13 protein-coding genes are annotated in these 16,672 nt (G+C 71.8%); 8 read left to right on the top strand and 5 right to left on the bottom strand.

Features of this window, described 5'->3' with window-relative positions:
• The first annotated feature begins 45 nt into the window (after positions 1 to 45).
• Positions 46 to 933: an IclR family transcriptional regulator gene (locus tag ACLF6P_RS05530; protein WP_415948519.1), complete on the top strand. Its 888-nt coding sequence runs from the start codon at positions 46 to 48 to the stop codon at positions 931 to 933.
• 1 nt (position 934) lies between these two features.
• On the opposite strand, the gene ACLF6P_RS05525 is transcribed toward ACLF6P_RS05530, so the two are convergent.
• Genes ACLF6P_RS05525 through ACLF6P_RS05515 form a run of 3 tightly spaced genes read right to left on the bottom strand, consistent with a single transcriptional unit; the run spans position 935 to position 3,959 of the window.
• Complete coding sequence (locus ACLF6P_RS05525) at positions 935 to 1,981, bottom strand: GDSL-type esterase/lipase family protein (RefSeq protein ID WP_415948518.1); 1,047 nt, start codon at positions 1,979 to 1,981, stop codon at positions 935 to 937.
• On the bottom strand, positions 1,978 to 2,850 hold the full coding sequence (locus ACLF6P_RS05520; RefSeq protein ID WP_415948516.1) for an SDR family NAD(P)-dependent oxidoreductase: 873 nt from the start codon (positions 2,848 to 2,850) through the stop codon (positions 1,978 to 1,980). Before ACLF6P_RS05520 ends, ACLF6P_RS05525 begins: the two co-directional genes overlap by 4 nt.
• On the bottom strand, positions 2,847 to 3,959 hold the full coding sequence (locus ACLF6P_RS05515; RefSeq protein ID WP_415948514.1) for an LLM class flavin-dependent oxidoreductase: 1,113 nt from the start codon (positions 3,957 to 3,959) through the stop codon (positions 2,847 to 2,849). Before ACLF6P_RS05515 ends, ACLF6P_RS05520 begins: the two co-directional genes overlap by 4 nt.
• A gap of 218 nt (positions 3,960 to 4,177) precedes the next feature.
• Here ACLF6P_RS05515 and ACLF6P_RS05510 point away from each other — a divergent pair, with 218 nt between their 5' ends.
• From ACLF6P_RS05510 to ACLF6P_RS05500, 3 genes are all read left to right on the top strand, one after another.
• Positions 4,178 to 4,630, top strand: coding sequence for an Lrp/AsnC family transcriptional regulator (locus ACLF6P_RS05510; protein ID WP_415948513.1), 453 nt, complete (start codon positions 4,178 to 4,180; stop codon positions 4,628 to 4,630).
• A gap of 197 nt (positions 4,631 to 4,827) precedes the next feature.
• A complete protein-coding gene (locus ACLF6P_RS05505; RefSeq protein ID WP_415948511.1) occupies positions 4,828 to 5,625 on the top strand; it encodes a carbon-nitrogen hydrolase family protein in 798 nt (265 codons plus the stop codon).
• A 95-nt stretch (positions 5,626 to 5,720) separates the two neighbouring features.
• Entirely contained in the window at positions 5,721 to 7,433 is a 1,713-nt protein-coding gene (locus tag ACLF6P_RS05500) for a flavin monoamine oxidase family protein (RefSeq protein ID WP_415948510.1), read from the top strand.
• 73 nt (positions 7,434 to 7,506) lie between these two features.
• Here ACLF6P_RS05500 and ACLF6P_RS05495 read toward each other — a convergent pair whose 3' ends face one another.
• Positions 7,507 to 8,199 (bottom strand): DUF5995 family protein, encoded by a 693-nt coding sequence (locus ACLF6P_RS05495; protein ID WP_415948508.1) that lies wholly within the window; start codon positions 8,197 to 8,199, stop codon positions 7,507 to 7,509.
• A gap of 224 nt (positions 8,200 to 8,423) precedes the next feature.
• On the opposite strand from ACLF6P_RS05495, the gene ACLF6P_RS05490 reads away from it, so the two are divergent.
• Complete coding sequence (locus tag ACLF6P_RS05490; RefSeq protein ID WP_415948633.1) at positions 8,424 to 9,554, top strand: glycoside hydrolase family 6 protein; 1,131 nt, start codon at positions 8,424 to 8,426, stop codon at positions 9,552 to 9,554.
• A 51-nt stretch (positions 9,555 to 9,605) separates the two neighbouring features.
• On the opposite strand, the gene ACLF6P_RS05485 is transcribed toward ACLF6P_RS05490, so the two are convergent.
• Complete coding sequence (locus ACLF6P_RS05485; protein ID WP_415948507.1) at positions 9,606 to 11,012, bottom strand: uracil-xanthine permease family protein; 1,407 nt, start codon at positions 11,010 to 11,012, stop codon at positions 9,606 to 9,608.
• A 378-nt stretch (positions 11,013 to 11,390) separates the two neighbouring features.
• Between ACLF6P_RS05485 and ACLF6P_RS05480 the strand changes: the two genes are divergently transcribed.
• From ACLF6P_RS05480 to ACLF6P_RS05470, 3 genes are all read left to right on the top strand, one after another.
• A complete protein-coding gene (locus ACLF6P_RS05480) occupies positions 11,391 to 13,634 on the top strand; it encodes a hypothetical protein (RefSeq protein WP_415948505.1) in 2,244 nt (747 codons plus the stop codon).
• Positions 13,635 to 13,715: 81 nt separating this feature from the next.
• Complete coding sequence (pelF, locus tag ACLF6P_RS05475; RefSeq protein ID WP_415948504.1) at positions 13,716 to 15,206, top strand: GT4 family glycosyltransferase PelF; 1,491 nt, start codon at positions 13,716 to 13,718, stop codon at positions 15,204 to 15,206.
• Complete coding sequence (locus ACLF6P_RS05470; RefSeq protein ID WP_415948503.1) at positions 15,203 to 16,639, top strand: hypothetical protein; 1,437 nt, start codon at positions 15,203 to 15,205, stop codon at positions 16,637 to 16,639. Before pelF ends, ACLF6P_RS05470 begins: the two co-directional genes overlap by 4 nt.
• The last annotated feature ends 33 nt before the right edge of the window (positions 16,640 to 16,672 follow it).

Below are 16,672 nucleotides of genomic sequence, written 5' to 3'. Positions count from 1 at the left end.
ACCGGCACTGTTCACGGGCCCGATCGTCTCCGTACGATCGGGCCCGTGGTACGTCCAGCCCTCGCCGCAGGCCGCGCGCTCGCCGTGCTCGACCATTTCGCCGCGCACCCCGAGCAGTCGTACACGCTCAGCGAGCTGAGCCAGGCGCTGGACATCAATCCGGCCTCGCTGCTGTCCGTCCTGCAGGCGCTCACCGACGCCGGGTACCTCGCCCGCCATCCGCGGCGCAAGACCTACGGCCTCGGGATGTCCGCGGTGGCGGTCGGGCACGCGGCGCTCACACGGCACCGGGTCGTGGACCGGGCACGGGGCGAACTGAGGGCTTTGGCCGCCGAGTCGGGCGGGGCATACGTGGTCAGCACGGTCGCCGGGGACAGCATCGTCATCCTCGCGGTCGAGGGCCGCGGGCGCACCCCTGAGGTGTGGGCCGGGCAGCGGCTGCCGCTGCTGCCGCCCCTCGGACAGGTGTTCCTCGCCTGGTCGGGCAACGGGTCGGGCGAGATACGGCGCTGGCTCGACCGGACCTCCGTCGGCGCCCCGCTGCCGCGCCATCTCGATACGGCGATGGCGGCCGTACGGGAACGGGGCTGGTCCGCACACCGGGACACGGCGGCGCGCCGGGAGCTGGGCGAGGTGCTGGCCAGGCTCGCCGACGCGCCGCGGGACGCCGGACTGCGGGCGCGTGTGGCCGGGTTGGTGGTGTCGCTCGGTGAGGACTACGAGCTCCTGAAGGTGGCGGACCGGGAGCGCTACTGCCTGGCGACGCTGTCCGCGCCGGTCTTCGACCAGCACGGCACGGCGGCCCTCGCCCTGACGGCTACCGGACTCCCCGAACTGGACGGGGCCCGGGTCACCGCCCTGGCCGCACAGCTCATGGACGTGGCGCGAGTGCTGGGCGCGGAGATCGGCGGCAGGCCCCCGGAGGTTCCCTGACTCAGACAGGTCCCTGAGCGGCGCCGACAGGCGTGCGGTCCTTCAGCGCCCTCGCCACCTCCAGGGCGATCGCCGCATGTCCCTCGTCGCCGGGGTGGACCCCGTCCGCCAGGTGCTCGGAGGCGATCAGTTCGGCGCCGGACAGCAGATACGTGTGCCGGTCGGCGGTGTCCGTCACCGCACGCTCCTGGGCCGCCCGCAGTTCGGCGAGGCTCGCGCCCAGGGCGTTGGGCGTGGTCTCGGCGTCCGGGCGTAGGACGGGGGAGAGGACGAGCAGCGGAACCTCCGGCCGGGCCACGCGGACCAGGCCGAGGAAGGCCAGGGTCGTCTCGTGGACAAGTGCGGACGAACTCGGGGTGCGGCTCCAGCAGTTGGTGCCGAACGCGAGGGTGATCAGGTCGGACGGGATCCTGGCGAGCTGTTGCGCGGAGGCGAGTTCGCCGCGGGCCGAGCCCGCGTAGCCGAGGTTCACGGCGTCCAGGCCGAGCGTGCGGCCGACGCGGGACGGCCAGGCGAGGTGGGGGCGTGAAGTGGTCCAGCCCTCACTGATCGAGTCTCCGTAGACCAGCCAGCGCGGGCGGGCCGCGGCGGGACGCAGGGTGCCGCCCACCGGTCGGACTTCGCGCACGACGGGGCGCAGCACCTCGGGCAGGTGGAGTGTGTACGCGCCGTCCAGGGTGGCCGTCCCGTGCGTACCCGCCGCTTCGGGTCCGCGCCGGCCGGCCCCGCCGGTCGCCGGCAGCCGTACGACCCGGTCCCGACCGGCACGAGCAGGCGCTTCCGCCACCACCTCCTCGCCCCGCAGGAGCGTGAAGACCGGTTCCACGCTCCGGTACGCGTCGGCGGGCAGCGGTGGTGAGGCCGTGTACGTCACCTCCAGGTCCCGCACCTCCTCGGCCACGAACTCGAGCCGCACCCCCGCCGGTACCGTCGCCCGCTCCCAGGTGTCGCCCGGCAGCCGGTCCCGGTCGGAGGGATCCGCGCGTACGGGCACGCCGTCGCCGGTCAGCCAGCTCACCCCGCGCAGCAGCTCGCCTACTTCGCTCACTTCGTACCGCCGATCGTCGGATAGGGGAACTTCACGCCCACACCGCCGTCCACCACGAGCGTCTGGCCCGTGACGTACGAGGAGAGCGGAGAGGTGAGGAAGAGCAGGGCGGAGGCGATGTCGGAGGTCTCGGCGACCCGGCCGAGCGGCGCGTTCGCCGCGTTGACGGCGCGGCCTTCCTCGCCGAGCAGGCCGGACACCCGCGGGGTCCAGACCACGCCCGGCGCCACCGCGTTGACCCGTACCCCCCGCGGCCCGTACTCCACGGCCGCCGAGCGGACCAGCGAGACGAGGCCGGCCTTCGCCGCGCCGTACGCCGCGTGCAGCGGAGCCCCGGTGAGCCCGGAGACCGAGGCCACGAAGGCGAGCGCTCCGCCGCCTGCCGCGGCTACCGCCTCGCCCCCGTACTCGATCGCGAGCCGGGCATGGCGCAGCACGAAGTCGAACTGCCGGTCCCAGTCCTCGTCGTCAAGTTCGGAGAGCGCCTTGTAGTGCGCCATCCCGACGATGTCCACGACGCCGTGCACGGCGCCCAACTCCCGTACGGAATAGGCGAACAGCTCGCGGACCGCCGAACGGCGGGTCACGTCCGCCACGTACGCGGGCGATCCCGTCTCCGCCGCCACCGCCCGCGCACGCGCCTTGTCGACATCCACGCAGACCACGCGCGCGCCCGCCGAGGTGAGCGCGTGGGCGGTCTGCCGCCCGATGCCGTTGCCCGCGCCGAGCAGCACGAAGCCGCGGCCGTCCAGGCGGGACAGGGCCGGGTAGTCGGGCACGGGGGAGCAGTCGAGAGGGAGACCCGTGGGTGCCGCACCCGTGGGTGCCCCATCTGTGGGTGCCTCGCCTGCGGGTGCCTCGCCGGTCACGCCGGCCTCCGTGGCTCGTAGGCGGCGAGCTCCGGGATGACTTCCTTGCCGAGGATCTCGATGGTCCGGAGGATCTCCTGATGCTCCAGATAGCCCCACTGGACGTAACAGATCAGCTGGTCGATCCCGAGGTCCGCATAGCGCTTGGCCTTGCGGATGACGGTCTGCGCATCGCCGATCAGGATCATGTCGCCGTCGCTGAACTCCCGGACGGGGACGGTCCCTTCGATGATCGGGGTGAGCAGCGGGAAGGTCCGCTCGCGTTCCTCGGGCGACAGATGCGGCAGCTCCCAGTCGAGCGTGAACCGGGCGAGGTTGCCGTACCACCAGGCCACCGAGTCCCAGACCCGCTGCGAGGGCCGGTCCGCGACATGGACGAGCGTGTACGCGCTGACGCGGTTCGTCGTCACATCGGTGAGCGGGGCGGGCGTGGCGGCTGCCGCCCGGTAGGCCGCGACCTGCTGGGCCATCTTCTCCAGCGGCTGCATGATCGAGAACGACAGCAGCCCCATCCCGGTCGCGCCCGCCACCTCCGCCGACCCCGCGGAGGTCGCCGCCATCCAGGCCGGCGGATGCGGGTCCTGTACGGGCTTGGGGGTGACCATGCGGCGCGGGAAGGAGAAGCGCGGCGACTCGTAGGAGAAGTACTCCTCGCGCCACATGCCCGTCACGATCTCGATCGCCTCGCGCCAGTCGGCCCGGGACAGCTCGCGGTCCACGCCGAAGGCCGTCTGCTCCATCGGGGTCGAGCGGCCCGTACCCCATTCGACACGTCCGCCGGACAGGATGTCGACGGCCGCGACCTTCTCGGCGATCCGCTGCGGCGGGGTGAAGCCGAAGGGTGTCAGGGTCACGCCGAAGCCGAGCCGGATGCGTTCGGTCAGTGCCGCCAGGTGGCCGAGCAGCACCTCCGGCGCGGGACAGTGCGAGCGGCCCTCGCGGAAGTGGTGCTCGACCGCCCAGACCGTGCGGAAGCCCACCCGGTCCGCGAGCCTGATCTGCTCGACGGCCTCCCGGTAGGCGCGCTGTTCGGCCGCCCGCTGGCCGTGGGGATGTGGTCCCTTCCAGGGCTTGGGCACATCGATCTCGTACAGGACGTCCAGATCCATCCGGGCCTCCTCGGCCAGTGGTTTTCGGAATACCGAAAGACGCGCGCCTCAGGCGGCGAGGAGGATGGGGGAGCCCTTTCGATGTGTCAAGGTGTCCGACGTGACGTCGCCCCGTTCCGTCCGGTCCCCGGTCAGCAGCCTGATGCGCCGCAAGCCGGTCGGGCGCCCGGCCGTGGAGGCGGCACGCACCCCTGCGATCGAGGAGTGACCCGTACGCCGTGTTGAACGAGCTCGATGAACGTATCGTCCGCGCCCTGGCCGAGGACGCCCGGCGTTCCTTCGCCGACATCGGCCAGCTCGTGGGGCTCTCCGCGCCCGCGGTGAAGCGGCGGGTCGACCGGCTGCGGGCGAGCGGGGCGATCACCGGGTTCACGGTGCGGGTGGATCCGGGGGCGCTCGGATGGAACACCGAAGGGTTCGTCGAGATCTACTGCCGGAGCAACACCTCGCCGGACGCGATCCGGCAGGGGCTCGAGCGGTATCCGGAGATCGTGGCGGCGTCGACGGTCACGGGGGAGGCGGATGCGGTGGTGCAGATCTTCGCTTCGGACATGCGGCACTTCGAGCAGGTACTGGAGAAGGTGGCGGGGGAGCCGTTCGTGGAGCGGACGAAGTCGGTGCTGGTGCTTTCGCCGCTGCTGCGGAGGTATTCGTCGGGGGCGCCCCAGTAGGGGAGACCCCACTCGCCCTGCGGCACGACTGCCCACAGCCGGGTGGGGTGGCTGGGTGGCAATGAATCGCCGCGCAGGCTGGATTTCGCGCAACAAACCGTGCAGCAATGCGCAAGGTTCGCGTCTTGTCGCGGTGTGCCCGGGAAACGTACCGTCGAGACGTCCCCTCGATCCACCCGTACCGCCCGAGGTCCTGCATGCCCGCCTTGCGTACCGCCCTGCTCCAGAACTCCGGGCATCCGGGTGGTGTGCAGCAGAATCTCGCGCTGCTCGACGACAACGCCGCCCGCGCCGCCGCCACGGGGGCCGGTCTTCTGCTCGCCCCCGAGATGTACCTGACGGGCTACGCGATCGGGGAGGACATCCCGCGCCTGGCCGAGACCGCCGACGGACCCTCCGCGAAGACCGTTGCGGAACTGGCCGCCCGGCACGGCCTCGCGGTGCTCTACGGCTACCCCGAGCGCGACGGCGCGCAGGTCTACAACTCGGCCCAGCTGATCGGCCCGGACGGCACCCGCCTCGCCAACTACCGCAAGACCCACCTCTTCGGCGACTTCGAGCAGCAGCACTTCACCCCGGGCGAGCAGCTCGTCGTCCAGGCCGAGCTGGGCGGGCTGCGCCTGGGGATCATGGTCTGCTACGACGTCGAGTTCCCCGAGAACGCCCGGGCCCACGCCCTCGCCGGCACCGACCTCCTCCTCGTGCCGACCGCCCTGATGCACCCCTTCCAGTTCGTCGCCGAGTCCCTGGTCCCGGTGCGCGCCTTCGAGAACCAGATGTACGTGGCGTACGCGAACCGGGCGGGCACCGAGGGGGCCTTCGAGTTCGTGGGCCGCTCCACCCTCGTAGGCCCCGACGGGGTCGCCCGCGCCCGCGCCGGACGCGAGGCCGAGCTCGTGTCCGGCGAGGTGGACCCGGAGTTCCTGGCCGCCTCACGCGCGGGCAATCCGTATCTCCGCGACCGGCGTCCCGGCCTCTACGGCTCGCTGATCTGACCGGCCGCACATCCCGGCGCCGACACTCCGCCCGGCCCTGGCCCCCGCAGCCACCTCACCCCTGCCACAAAGCACCTGCAAGGAGTCCGCACCCCATGACGTCCACTGTGCCCACGGCCGTACAGCACACCCCGGCCACCGAGTCGCCGATCACCATGTTCGGTCCGGACTTCCCCTACGCGTACGACGACTTCCTCGCGCACCCGGCGGGCCTGGGCCAGATACCCGCGACCGAGCACGGTCAGGAGGTCGCCGTCATCGGTGGCGGCCTGTCCGGCATCATCGCCGCGTACGAGCTGATGAAGATGGGTCTCAAGCCCGTCGTCTACGAGGCCGACAAGATCGGCGGACGGCTGCGGACCGTCGGTTTCGAGGGCTGCGACGACGAGCTGACGGCCGAGATGGGCGCGATGCGCTTCCCGCCGTCTTCCACCGCGCTGCAGCACTACATCGACCTGGTGGGCCTGGAGACCACGCCGTTCCCGAACCCGCTGGCCGAGTCCACCCCGTCGACCGTCGTCGACCTCAAGGGCGAGTCGCACTACGCCACCTCCGTGGACGATCTGCCTCAGGTCTACCGGGACGTCATGAACGCCTGGAACGCCTGCCTTGAGGAGGGCGCCGACTTCTCCGCCATGAACCGCGCCCTGCGCGAGCGCGACATCCCCACGATCCGCGCGATCTGGTCACAGCTGGTGGAGAAGCTCGACAACCAGACCTTCTACGGCTTCCTCTGCGAGTCCGAGGCCTTCAAGTCCTTCCGGCACCGCGAGATCTTCGGCCAGGTCGGCTTCGGCACCGGCGGCTGGGACACCGACTTCCCCAACTCCATCCTGGAGATCCTGCGCGTCGTCTACACCGAGGCCGACGACCACCACCGCGGCATCGTCGGCGGCAGCCAGCAGCTGCCGCTCAGGCTCTGGGAGCGAGCCCCCGGGAAGATCGTGCACTGGGCGCAGGGGACCTCGCTGAGCTCGCTGCACGAGGCGGGCGAGCCCCGCCCGGCCGTGACCCGCCTGTCCCGCACCGCGGGCAACCGCATCACGGTCACGGACGCGAGCGGCGACATCCGTACCTACCCCGCGGCCGTGTTCACCGCGCAGTCCTGGATGCTGCTCTCGAAGATCGAGTGCGATGACCGGCTCTTCCCGATCGACCACTGGACGGCGATCGAGCGCACCCACTACATGGAGTCCAGCAAGCTGTTCGTGCCGGTCGACCGGCCGTTCTGGCTCGACAAGGCCGTCGACGACCAGGGCAACGCGACCGGGCGTGACGTGATGTCGATGACCCTCACCGACCGCATGACCCGCGGCACGTACCTGCTGGACAACGGCCCCGACAAGCCCGCCGTCATCTGCCTCTCGTACACCTGGTGCGACGACAGCCTCAAGTGGCTGCCGCTGTCCGCGAACGAGCGGATGGAGGTCATGCTGAAGTCGCTCGGTGAGATCTACCCGAACGTCGACATCCGCGGCCACATCATCGGCAACCCGGTCACCGTCTCCTGGGAGAACGAGCCCTACTTCATGGGCGCGTTCAAGGCCAACCTGCCCGGCCACTACCGCTACCAGCGGCGCCTGTTCACGCACTTCATGCAGGACCGGCTGCCCGCCGAGCAGCGCGGCATCTTCCTCGCCGGCGATGACATCTCCTGGACGGCCGGCTGGGCCGAGGGCGCCGTACAGACCGCGCTCAACGCGGTGTGGGGCGTGATGCACCAGTTCGGCGGCGCCACCGACCCGACCAACCCGGGCCCGGGCGACCTCTTCGACGAGATCGCGCCGGTGGAGCTGCCCGAGGACTGAGCGGATTCGCTCGTACGAGGACGGGGGCGCCGATTGCGTATCGGCGCCCCCGCCTCATGTCCCGTCCGGCCGGCTACCGCCACGGCGTCAGCAGACACCGCCCCACCAGCCCCACGCCCGCGTCGAGCCGTTCGGTGAACTCCTCGGCCAGCTCGGGAACGTTCCTGAGCCCCCACAGCACCCGGGCCGCCGACCAGGCCGCGTCCCGCGCGCGCTCCAGGCTCCAGGTGCCGAGCAGATGCGTCAGCGGATCGGCCACCTGCAGCAGATCGGGGCCCGGCATCAGCTCCTCTCGGATCCGCTCCTCCAGCGCGGCGAGGATGTCGCCGACCCGGTCGAACTCGTCCTCGACGGCGGCGGGCCCGCAGCCGAGGTCACGGCAGGTGTCCACGACGGCCAGCGCGAGATCGTGACCGATATGCGCGTTGATGCCCGCGAGCGCGAACTGCAACGGCCTCACATCGCGATGGCCCCGGTACTGGAACAGCGGCCGCCAGCACGCGGGCGGCCGCCCGCCCTCCGCGACCTGGTCGACGACCCGCAGATAGCGCTCCGCGAATCGCACCCCGAGTGTCCGGGCGGCGAGGACATCGGGGAACGCGCCCGCGGCCACCTTCCCCGCGATCTCCTCCGTGACAGTCAGATAGACCCGGTTGAAGACCGCGACACCGTCCGCCCGCGGCCACCGCTCGTCCCACTCGCGCATCCGCGCCGCGACGGTGGTGACAAATGGGGTGTCTGCTGCCAAGTGAACCGACTGCGCCATGTGTGCAGCCTCCCAGCCGTAGGCTGCACAAGGGCCCGACGGGCCGCGAGCTTCGCCGGATCGGGGGAACGGGGCGCGCGGACGGGTCGCGTACAGGAACGGCGTGCGCGGACGGGTCGCGTACTGGAACCAGAACGCATGGGGGGAACTGCGACGTGCAGGGCGTACGCGCACAGCGGCGGGCCGAGCGCGCCGAGCGCAGAAGGGCACAGCGGCGCAATGCGATGGCCGCCGGGGCCTCGCTGGTCGTCGTGATCGGCACGGTCAGCGGAGTGCTCGCGGCAGGCGACGGCGGGGGAGCGGCGGACCGGGCGGCGCCCGAGGAGACGCGGTCGGCCACGACGCAGCCGCTGCCCGCCGTGCCCTCGGCCTCGGCCTCGCCCGCGCCCTCGCCGTCCGCGAGCGCCTCGAAGGCCGCGAAGGCGAGCAAGGCGCCGGCGAAGAAGACCGGCACCAAGGCCCCCACGAAGGAGAAGACCACGGCTTCCGACGGCCTGTACCTGCACGGCCGGTCCCAAGTGCTCGACTGGGTGCGCGCCCACCGCGACGACCCCCGCAGACCGCTGATCGAGGAGCGGATAGCCGCGCGGCCCGCCGCCGTCTGGTTCGCCGACTACAGCCCGGACACGATCACCTCGCGGGTGCGGGCCGTGACCTCGGGCGGCGCGGCCCGCGGCCAGGTGCCCACGGTCGTGGCGTACGCGATCCCGGACCGCGACTGCGGCGGGCACTCGCAGGGCGGGGCGCCCGATCTCGCGGCGTACGACGCGTGGATCGAGAAGTTCGCGGCGGGACTCGGCTCCTCCGAGGTGATCGTGATCCTCGAACCCGATTCACTGGCCCAGTACGAATGCCTCGGCGCCGGACAGCGCGAGGCGCGCTTCGCCTCCCTGGCCCGCGCGGGCCGTACGCTCAAGGCCGCCAACCCCAAGGCACGCGTGTACTACGACGCCGGTCACTCGGGCTGGCATACGCCCGCGAAACAGGCCGCCGTACTGCGCCGGTCGGGCGCCTCCTCCTCGGCCTCCTCGGACGGCATCTTCACCAATGTGTCCAACTTCCACCGCACCGACGACGAGGTGGCGTACGCGCGTTCCGTGCTCGACGCGCTCGGCGGTTCCCCCGGCCTCGGCGCGGTGATCGACACCAGTCGCAACGGCAACGGGCCGTCGCCGGACGGCGAGTGGTGCGATCCGGCGGGGCGCGAGCTCGGCCGTCCGCCCACCCTGTCGACGGGACGGTCCCGTATCGACGCGTACCTCTGGATCAAGCTGCCGGGGGAGTCGGACGGCTGCAAGGGCGAGCCGGGTGCGTTCACGCCGAGCTACGCGTACGACCTGATCAACGGACGCTGACGCGGCACACCCGCCGTCCGGCCGGGCCCGGCACGGGCCGTGGCGCCCGGCTCAGCCCGCCGGGTCCTTGCCCCCGTCACCCTGCGTACCTTCGTAGCGCGACGTGCCCTCGTCGAGCAGCGGCTCCCCGCCCTGCTTCATATGGGTCGGGGCGAAGGCGCGCAGCACGTGGTAGCCGGTGATGACGACGAGCGTGCCGAGTGCGATCCCGTTCAGCTCGAAGTTGTCGGTGAACTTGATGCTCACCCCGCCGGTGCCGATGATGATGCCCGCCGCGGCAGGCACCAGGTTCAGCGGATTGCGCAGGTCCACCCCGGAGTTGATCCAGATCTGCGCACCGAGCAGACCGATCATGCCGTACAGGATCACCGTGATGCCGCCGAGCACACCGCCCGGGATGGCGGCCACCACCGCGCCGACCTTCGGGCAGAGGCCGAAGAGCAGGGCGAAGAGCGCGGCGGCCCAGTAGGCGGCCGTCGAGTACACCCGGGTCGCGGCCATCACGCCGATGTTCTCGGCGTACGTGGTGTTCGGCGGGCCGCCGACCGAGGTCGACAGCATCGAGGCGGCGCCGTCCGCGGAGATCGCGGTGCCCAGCTTGTCGTCGAGGTCGTCGCCGGTCATCTCGCCGACGGCCTTGACATGCCCGGCGTTCTCGGCGATCAAAGCGATGACCACGGGCAGGGCCACGAGGATGGCCGAGCCCTCGAAGGACGGCCCGTGGAAGGCGGGAAGGCCGATCCAGTCCGCCTGGCCGACCGCAGACAGGTCGAGACGCCAGTGGTCGGTGGCCTCGCCGCCGCCGACCACCGAGTTGATCTGCCCGAAGACCCGGTCGAAGAGCCAGGAGATCCCGTAGCCGAAGACCAGGCCGAGGAAGATGGCGATACGGCCCCAGAAGCCGCGCAGGCAGACCACTGCGAGACCGGTGAACAGCATGGTCAGAAGCGCCACCCACTGGTCCTGCGGCCAGTACGTGGAGGCCGTCACCGGCGCCAGGTTGAAGCCGATCAGCATGACCACCGCACCGGTCACCACCGGCGGCATCGTGGCGTGGATGATCCGCGCGCCGAAACGCCGCACGGCCAGGCCCGCGAGGAACAGCGCCGCGCCCACCACGAGCACCGCGCCGGTCACCGTCGCGCTGTCCCCGCCCTGCGCCCGGATGACGGCCGCGACACCCACGAAGGAGAGCGAACAGCCCAGATAGCTGGGCACCTTGCCGCGGGTGGCGAGCAGGAAGACGATCGTCGCGACACCCGACATCATGATCGCGAGGTTGGGGTCGAGGCCCATCAGGACGGGCGCGACGAACGACGCCCCGAACATCGCCACCACATGCTGCGCACCCAGACCGAAGGTGCGCGGCCAGGACAGCCGCTCGTCGGGACGGACCACCGCACCGGGCGCCGGGGTCCGCCCGTCGCCGTGCAGGGTCCAGCGGACGCCGAGATTCATGGTGGCTCGTCTCTTTTCTCGCGTGGGCCCGGCTTCTGGGGTGGCGGCCGGGTGAACCCCGCAATGCTAAAGGGTGCGCACACGCGCGCCTATTTCGAATACGTGTCGGGATAAGCGCAGCTGCCCGGCTCGTTTCGGTGCTCGCAACGACCGAATCGCCGAAACGTTGCGTAATTGGCTGGATCCGGCGAGTGGCCAAATTTTTCAGATATCCAGACAGCCGGTGCGGCCTGACGGAGGGCGCTTTCTGGGGGTTTCCCGCCAAGAACGGATTGCGCCACCTTTCACATTGCGCCCGCATTTCCCACCCCGCGCACAGGACCATGTGATCCGACACATCGAGGCCGCATGCCTCTCCCGGGGAGGGATCCACTCCACATGAACCGCAAGCTGCGCAGAGCCGCGCTCGCCCTGACGACGGCGTCGCTGGCCCTGGCATTCGTGACACCCGTCGAAGCCGCGGCGGCCGAGCCCGCGCCCCGCATCGACCTCAAGGTCCTGGTCGTGAGCGACGGCGGTCCCGCGACCGCCGCGATCGCGGCCGCACTCGACGGCGCCGGCACCCCGTACACCCTGGTCGACCTGAACCGGCCCGACCGGCCGTCGCTCACTCCCGCCTTCCTTTCGGACACCGTCTTAGGCCGGCCGCGCGCCAAGTTCCAGGCAGTCGTGCTGCCCAACGACAACCCGTTCGGCGCGGGCTCCGCGGAGATGGCGGCGCTCGCCTCGTACGAGAAGAAGTTCGCGATTCCGCAGGTCGACGCCTATACCTACGCCCGCCCCGAGGTGGGTCTCGCCCCGCCGACCGACGGCGGCTACAGCGGTTCGCTCGACGGGGCACGCGCCCAGGTCACCGCCGAGGGCAAGGCCGGTCCGTTCGGCTATCTGGACGGCGCAGTGCCGTTCGAGGACAACTCGCCGACCGTGGGCGAGAGCTACGCCTTCGCGGCCAAGCCTCTCGCGGGCGCCGACTTCACCTCGTATGTCGAGGTGCCGCTCCCGCAGAGCCAGGAGCGCGGCACCATCGTCGGCGAGTACCGGCACGACGGCAGGCGCGAACTCGTCGTGACCTTCGTCTACAACCGGCACCAGCAGCAGTACCGGCTGCTCGCGCGCGGCATCGTCGATTGGCTCACCCAGGGCGTCCACCTGGGCATGGACCGCAACTACTTCGCCGTGCACGTCGACGATGTCTTCGCCGCCGACGACCGCTGGGACACCGAGCTCAACTGCACCCCCGGCGACGTCGACTGCCCGCCGGGGCAGGGCGAACCGCGGCCGATCCGGATGACGGCCGAGGACGCGCAGTACGCGGCCCAGTGGGCCACTGACCGCGCGTTCACCCTCGACATGGTCTACAACGGCGGCGGCAGTGTGCAGTACAAGGCCGCGAACGGCGGCTCCGACCCCATGGCGCAGCGGCTCATCGCCGACAAGGACCGCTACCGCTGGGTCAACCACACCTACGACCACCCCTACCTCGGCTGTGTGCAGGACGTGTCCGTGGTGCCGTGGGTCTGCGCGAAGAACCCCGACGGCAGCGTCAAGTACGTGACCCGATCGGAGATCGCCGCCCAGATCCGCGACAACCGCAGGTGGGGGCAGAACGCCGGACTGCCGCTGCAGAACGACGAGTTGGTCACCGGTGAGCACTCGGGGCTCAAGACGCTTCCGCAGCAGCCCGAGGACAATCCCAACCTCGCGGGCGCCCTGTGGGACAACGGGATCCGCAGCCTCGCCTCCGACAACTCCCGCGAGCCGGAGCAGCGCAAGATCGGACCGGCTCAGACCGTGCCGCGCTATCCGATGAACGTCTTCTACAACGCGGGCCGCACCGCCGAGCAGATCGACGAGTACAACTGGATCTACACGCGCAAGGCGGACGGCGGCAGCGGTATCTGCGAGACCGCCGCCAACACCACCTGCCTGGACGCGCCCCTGGACCCGGTCAGCGGCTACGCGGACCACATCGTGCCGCTGGAGACCCGCATCGCGCTTTCGCACGTGCTCGCCAACGATCCGCGCCCGCACTTCATCCACCAGTCGAACCTTGCCGAGGACCGCATCGCCTACCCGGTGCTTGACGCCGTCATCGACTCGTACGAGGGGCTGTTCGAGGACAGCACGCCGTTCGTGAACCTGCGCCAGAAGGACATCGGCGCCGAACTGAGCGAGCGCGCGGCCTGGGACGCCGCACTCCGGTCCGGCCGGGTCACCGCCTACCGCATCGGCGACACCGTCACCGTCAAGGCGCCCGGCGGAGTACGCACCACCGCGACCATGCCGGCCGGTACCCGGCAGCGGCTGCTCCTGGGCAGCGTGCCGTTCGGCACGGCCTACGCGGGCCGCCTCTCCGGGCGGGTCTCACCGGCCCTGCTGCAGACCGCGGTCACCCTCACCCTGCCGTCGGGGACGGCAGCGACGGGGCTCAGCACGGAGCCCGCGCAGCCGGTGGCCGAACCCGCGGGCCGGCTGCCGGCCCCCAAGGGCGTGCGGCGGCACGTCCCGTACGGCGAGGCGGAGCGCGATCCGTACGGCGGGGCGGAGCGTGTCCCGAACGGAGGGGGCGAGCGCGTGCCGCACGGCGTGACCGGGCGCGTGCCGCACGGCGCGACGGACTGACGACGGCGGGAGCGCACGCCTGGTGCGGACGGACCGGACCGTTCCGGTCCGTCCGCGGCAGATCTCTGGGGGAGCAGAACCATGTCACCGTTTCACCCGCCGTGCTCCGGCACGCCCCGGGTCACCCTGCTGACCGAAGGCACCTATCCGCACAGCCACGGCGGCGTGAGCGTGTGGTGCGACCAACTGGTCCGGGGAATGCCGGACTTCGACTTCCGCGTCACGGCCGTCACCGCCACCGGACGCGAACCCCTGGTGTGGGAGCTGCCCTGCCATGTCGCCGAACCCATCACGATTCCCCTCTGGGGCCCCGCGCCCACCGGGCGCAGGCTGCGCGGGCGGCGGCTGCACCAGGTCCTCTCCACCTACGAGCTGTTCCTGACCTCGCTCGTCGATCCGGCCGTCGAGCGGTACTTCGGGCCCGCGCTGTACGGACTGGCCATGATGGCCCGCGAGGGGCGGCTCGCCCCGGCACTGCGCAGCGAGTCGGCCCTGCGGATCCTGGCCGGCGTCTGGAGCCGGCCGGGCCTCGAGGTGTCCGCCGCGCGGCCCACCCTGCACGACGCCCTCACCGCCACCGACCTCCTGGAACACGCACTGCGCCCGCTCGCCGCCGAACCGCCCGCCGACGGGGTGGCCCATGCGGTCAGCGGCGGTCTCGCGGTCCTTCCCGGACTCGTGGGCCGGCACGTCCACGGCGTACCGCTGCTCCTGACCGAGCACGGCGTGTACCTGCGCGAGCGCTATCTCGGTCATCGGACCGGCGGCTCCACCTGGCCGGTGAAGTACCTGATGCTCGCGTTCTTCCGACTGCTGACCGAGGAGACCTACCGCGTCGCCTCGCTCATCACCCCGGGCAACCGCTACAACCGCCTGTGGGAGGAGTACGGCGGCGCCGCCCCCGCATCCATCCGCACCGTATACAACGGCGTCGACCCCGCCGCCTTCCCGCCCGCGGGCCCGGAGCCCGAGGCGCCGACGCTCAGCTGGGCCGGACGCATCGACCCGATCAAGGACCTGGAGACCCTGATCCGGGCCTTCGCCCTGGTACGGGCCGAACTCCCTGACGCCCGGCTGCGGCTCTTCGGCGGCGTCCCGCGCGGCGCGGAGGCCTACCGGGACCGGTGCGAGGCGCTCGCCGCCGGGATGGGACTCGGCGACCGGGTCACCTTCGAGGGGCGTGTCGACGACATCACCGACGCCTACGCGGCCGGAAACATCGTGCTGCTCTCCAGCATCAGCGAAGGCTTCCCGTTCACGCTGATCGAGGCGATGTCCTGCGGCCGGGCGACCGTCTCGACCGATGTGGGCGGCGTCCGCGAAGCCGTCGGCGACAGCGGCCTTGTCGTACCGCCGAGGGAACCCGCCGCGATGGCGCGTGCGGCACTCGAACTGCTTCGTGATCCCGGACGCCGGGCCGCGATGGGGGAGCGCGCCCGGCTGCGGGTGATCGAGCAGTTCACGCTGCGGCAGACCATCGACACCTTCCGGGACATCTACCGGGAACTCGGCGCACAGGACGCCTGGGGCGACCGGGCCGCCGACGCCGCGGCCGAGGAGGTCCTCGCATGAGCGGCCCGCTGCGCCTGCTGCCGGGCGAGGGGGACGGACCACCGGCCGTACCGCCCAAGCCGACCGGACGCTCCCGGTGTGCCCAGTCTGCCCGGGCTGCCCGGACTGCCCGGTCCGCCCGGCCCGCTTGGGCCGACGACCCGGTCGACGCACTCGCCGAACGGCTCGTCGAGCAGATCGCCGTGGCCGTTCACCCCGGCGAGGTCGCGGCGCTGCTCGAATCGGACGGCCTGACCGCCGAACAGGTCGAGCGACAGTACGGGCGGCCTGACCTGTTCACTCTCGCCGAGGACCTCTTCGCCCGTGTGCCGCGCCACTACGTCACACCGCCGCCCGGCTCGGACCTGTGGCGCGCGGACCCGCTGCGCTGCGCCCTGCGCGGCCTGGTCTTCGCCCTGCCGGGACTCGCCTACGTGCTCGGCGCCCCGCTGTGGCAGGGGCGCGGCGACCTTCGAGGGCTCGTCGCGGCGGCCCTGCTCGCCTGGGCGGTGAACCAGGGCCTCAGCCACCGCGCCCACCTGCGCCTCGCCTGCGAAGGACCGGCCGCTTCGGCCCGTACCCTCCGGGTCGGAGCGCCGTCCTGCGCGCTGGTGTGCGGCGCGACCGGCCTGGCGCTCTGCGGGCCGACCGCGGCCGGCGCCTTCGCCGTGGGGCAGTCCGTGTATCTGGCCGCGGCGAGCGCGCTCCTCGTCCTCGGCCGGGAACGCGTGCTGCTGCTGAGTCTGTTGCCGGTCTCGGCGGGCGCGGGGGTGACGCTCCTGCGTCCCGTTCCGGGGCTCGTCGCGGCCGTGCTGCTGCTCGGCACGGTGGCGCTGACCGCCGCCGTCGCGGGGCGCAGCCTGCGTGAGCAGCGGGGCGGCGCCGCGGGCGACGGCGCCCGCACGCCGTCGGCCACCGCATCCGACGGCACGCGCACCCCGTCGGCTCTCTCCTCCCTGCCGTACGGCCTGTTCGGGCTCGCGGCCGGAGTGCTGGCCGCGCTCGCCGGGCTGCTCGACCCCCGCACCGTGGTGGTGCTGACCCTCAGCATGGGCTTCGCCGAATGGCTGCTTTTTCGCTACCGCTCCCTCGCAGTGGCCGCGTTGCACTCCTCCGTCGACCTGCGAGGCTTCTCCCGCCGGTCCGGCCATGCCCTTGCCCTGTGCCTGGGCGGCTACCTCGGCCTGCTGGCCTGCGGAGCCGTGCTCACGGGTGCCGGTCTGCCGGCCTTGTTCTGTCTGGGGGCGGTCATGTGGACCGCGCTCCTGCTGCAGGCCTTCGCCGTCGCCTGGTTCCCCGCCGTCGTCACGCTGACCGCGGCCGCCGCGCTGGTCGCGGCGAGGGCTGTCGAACTCCCTTATCTCGCCGTGCAGTTGATAGCAACCGGTCTCGCCGCCGCGGTCCTGTGTGCCGGTGCCCGGGTGCTGCTCGCGCGCCCCACCGCTCACCGCTGAATCCCGTGCCCGTGCCCGGCTGCCCGGCTGCCC

This window comes from Streptomyces lothianensis, from assembly GCF_047779955.1.
Lineage (GTDB): Bacteria > Actinomycetota > Actinomycetes > Streptomycetales > Streptomycetaceae > Streptomyces.
Note: the sequence above shows the minus strand (reverse complement) of the source record. Positions and strands in the feature narration are given on the sequence as shown.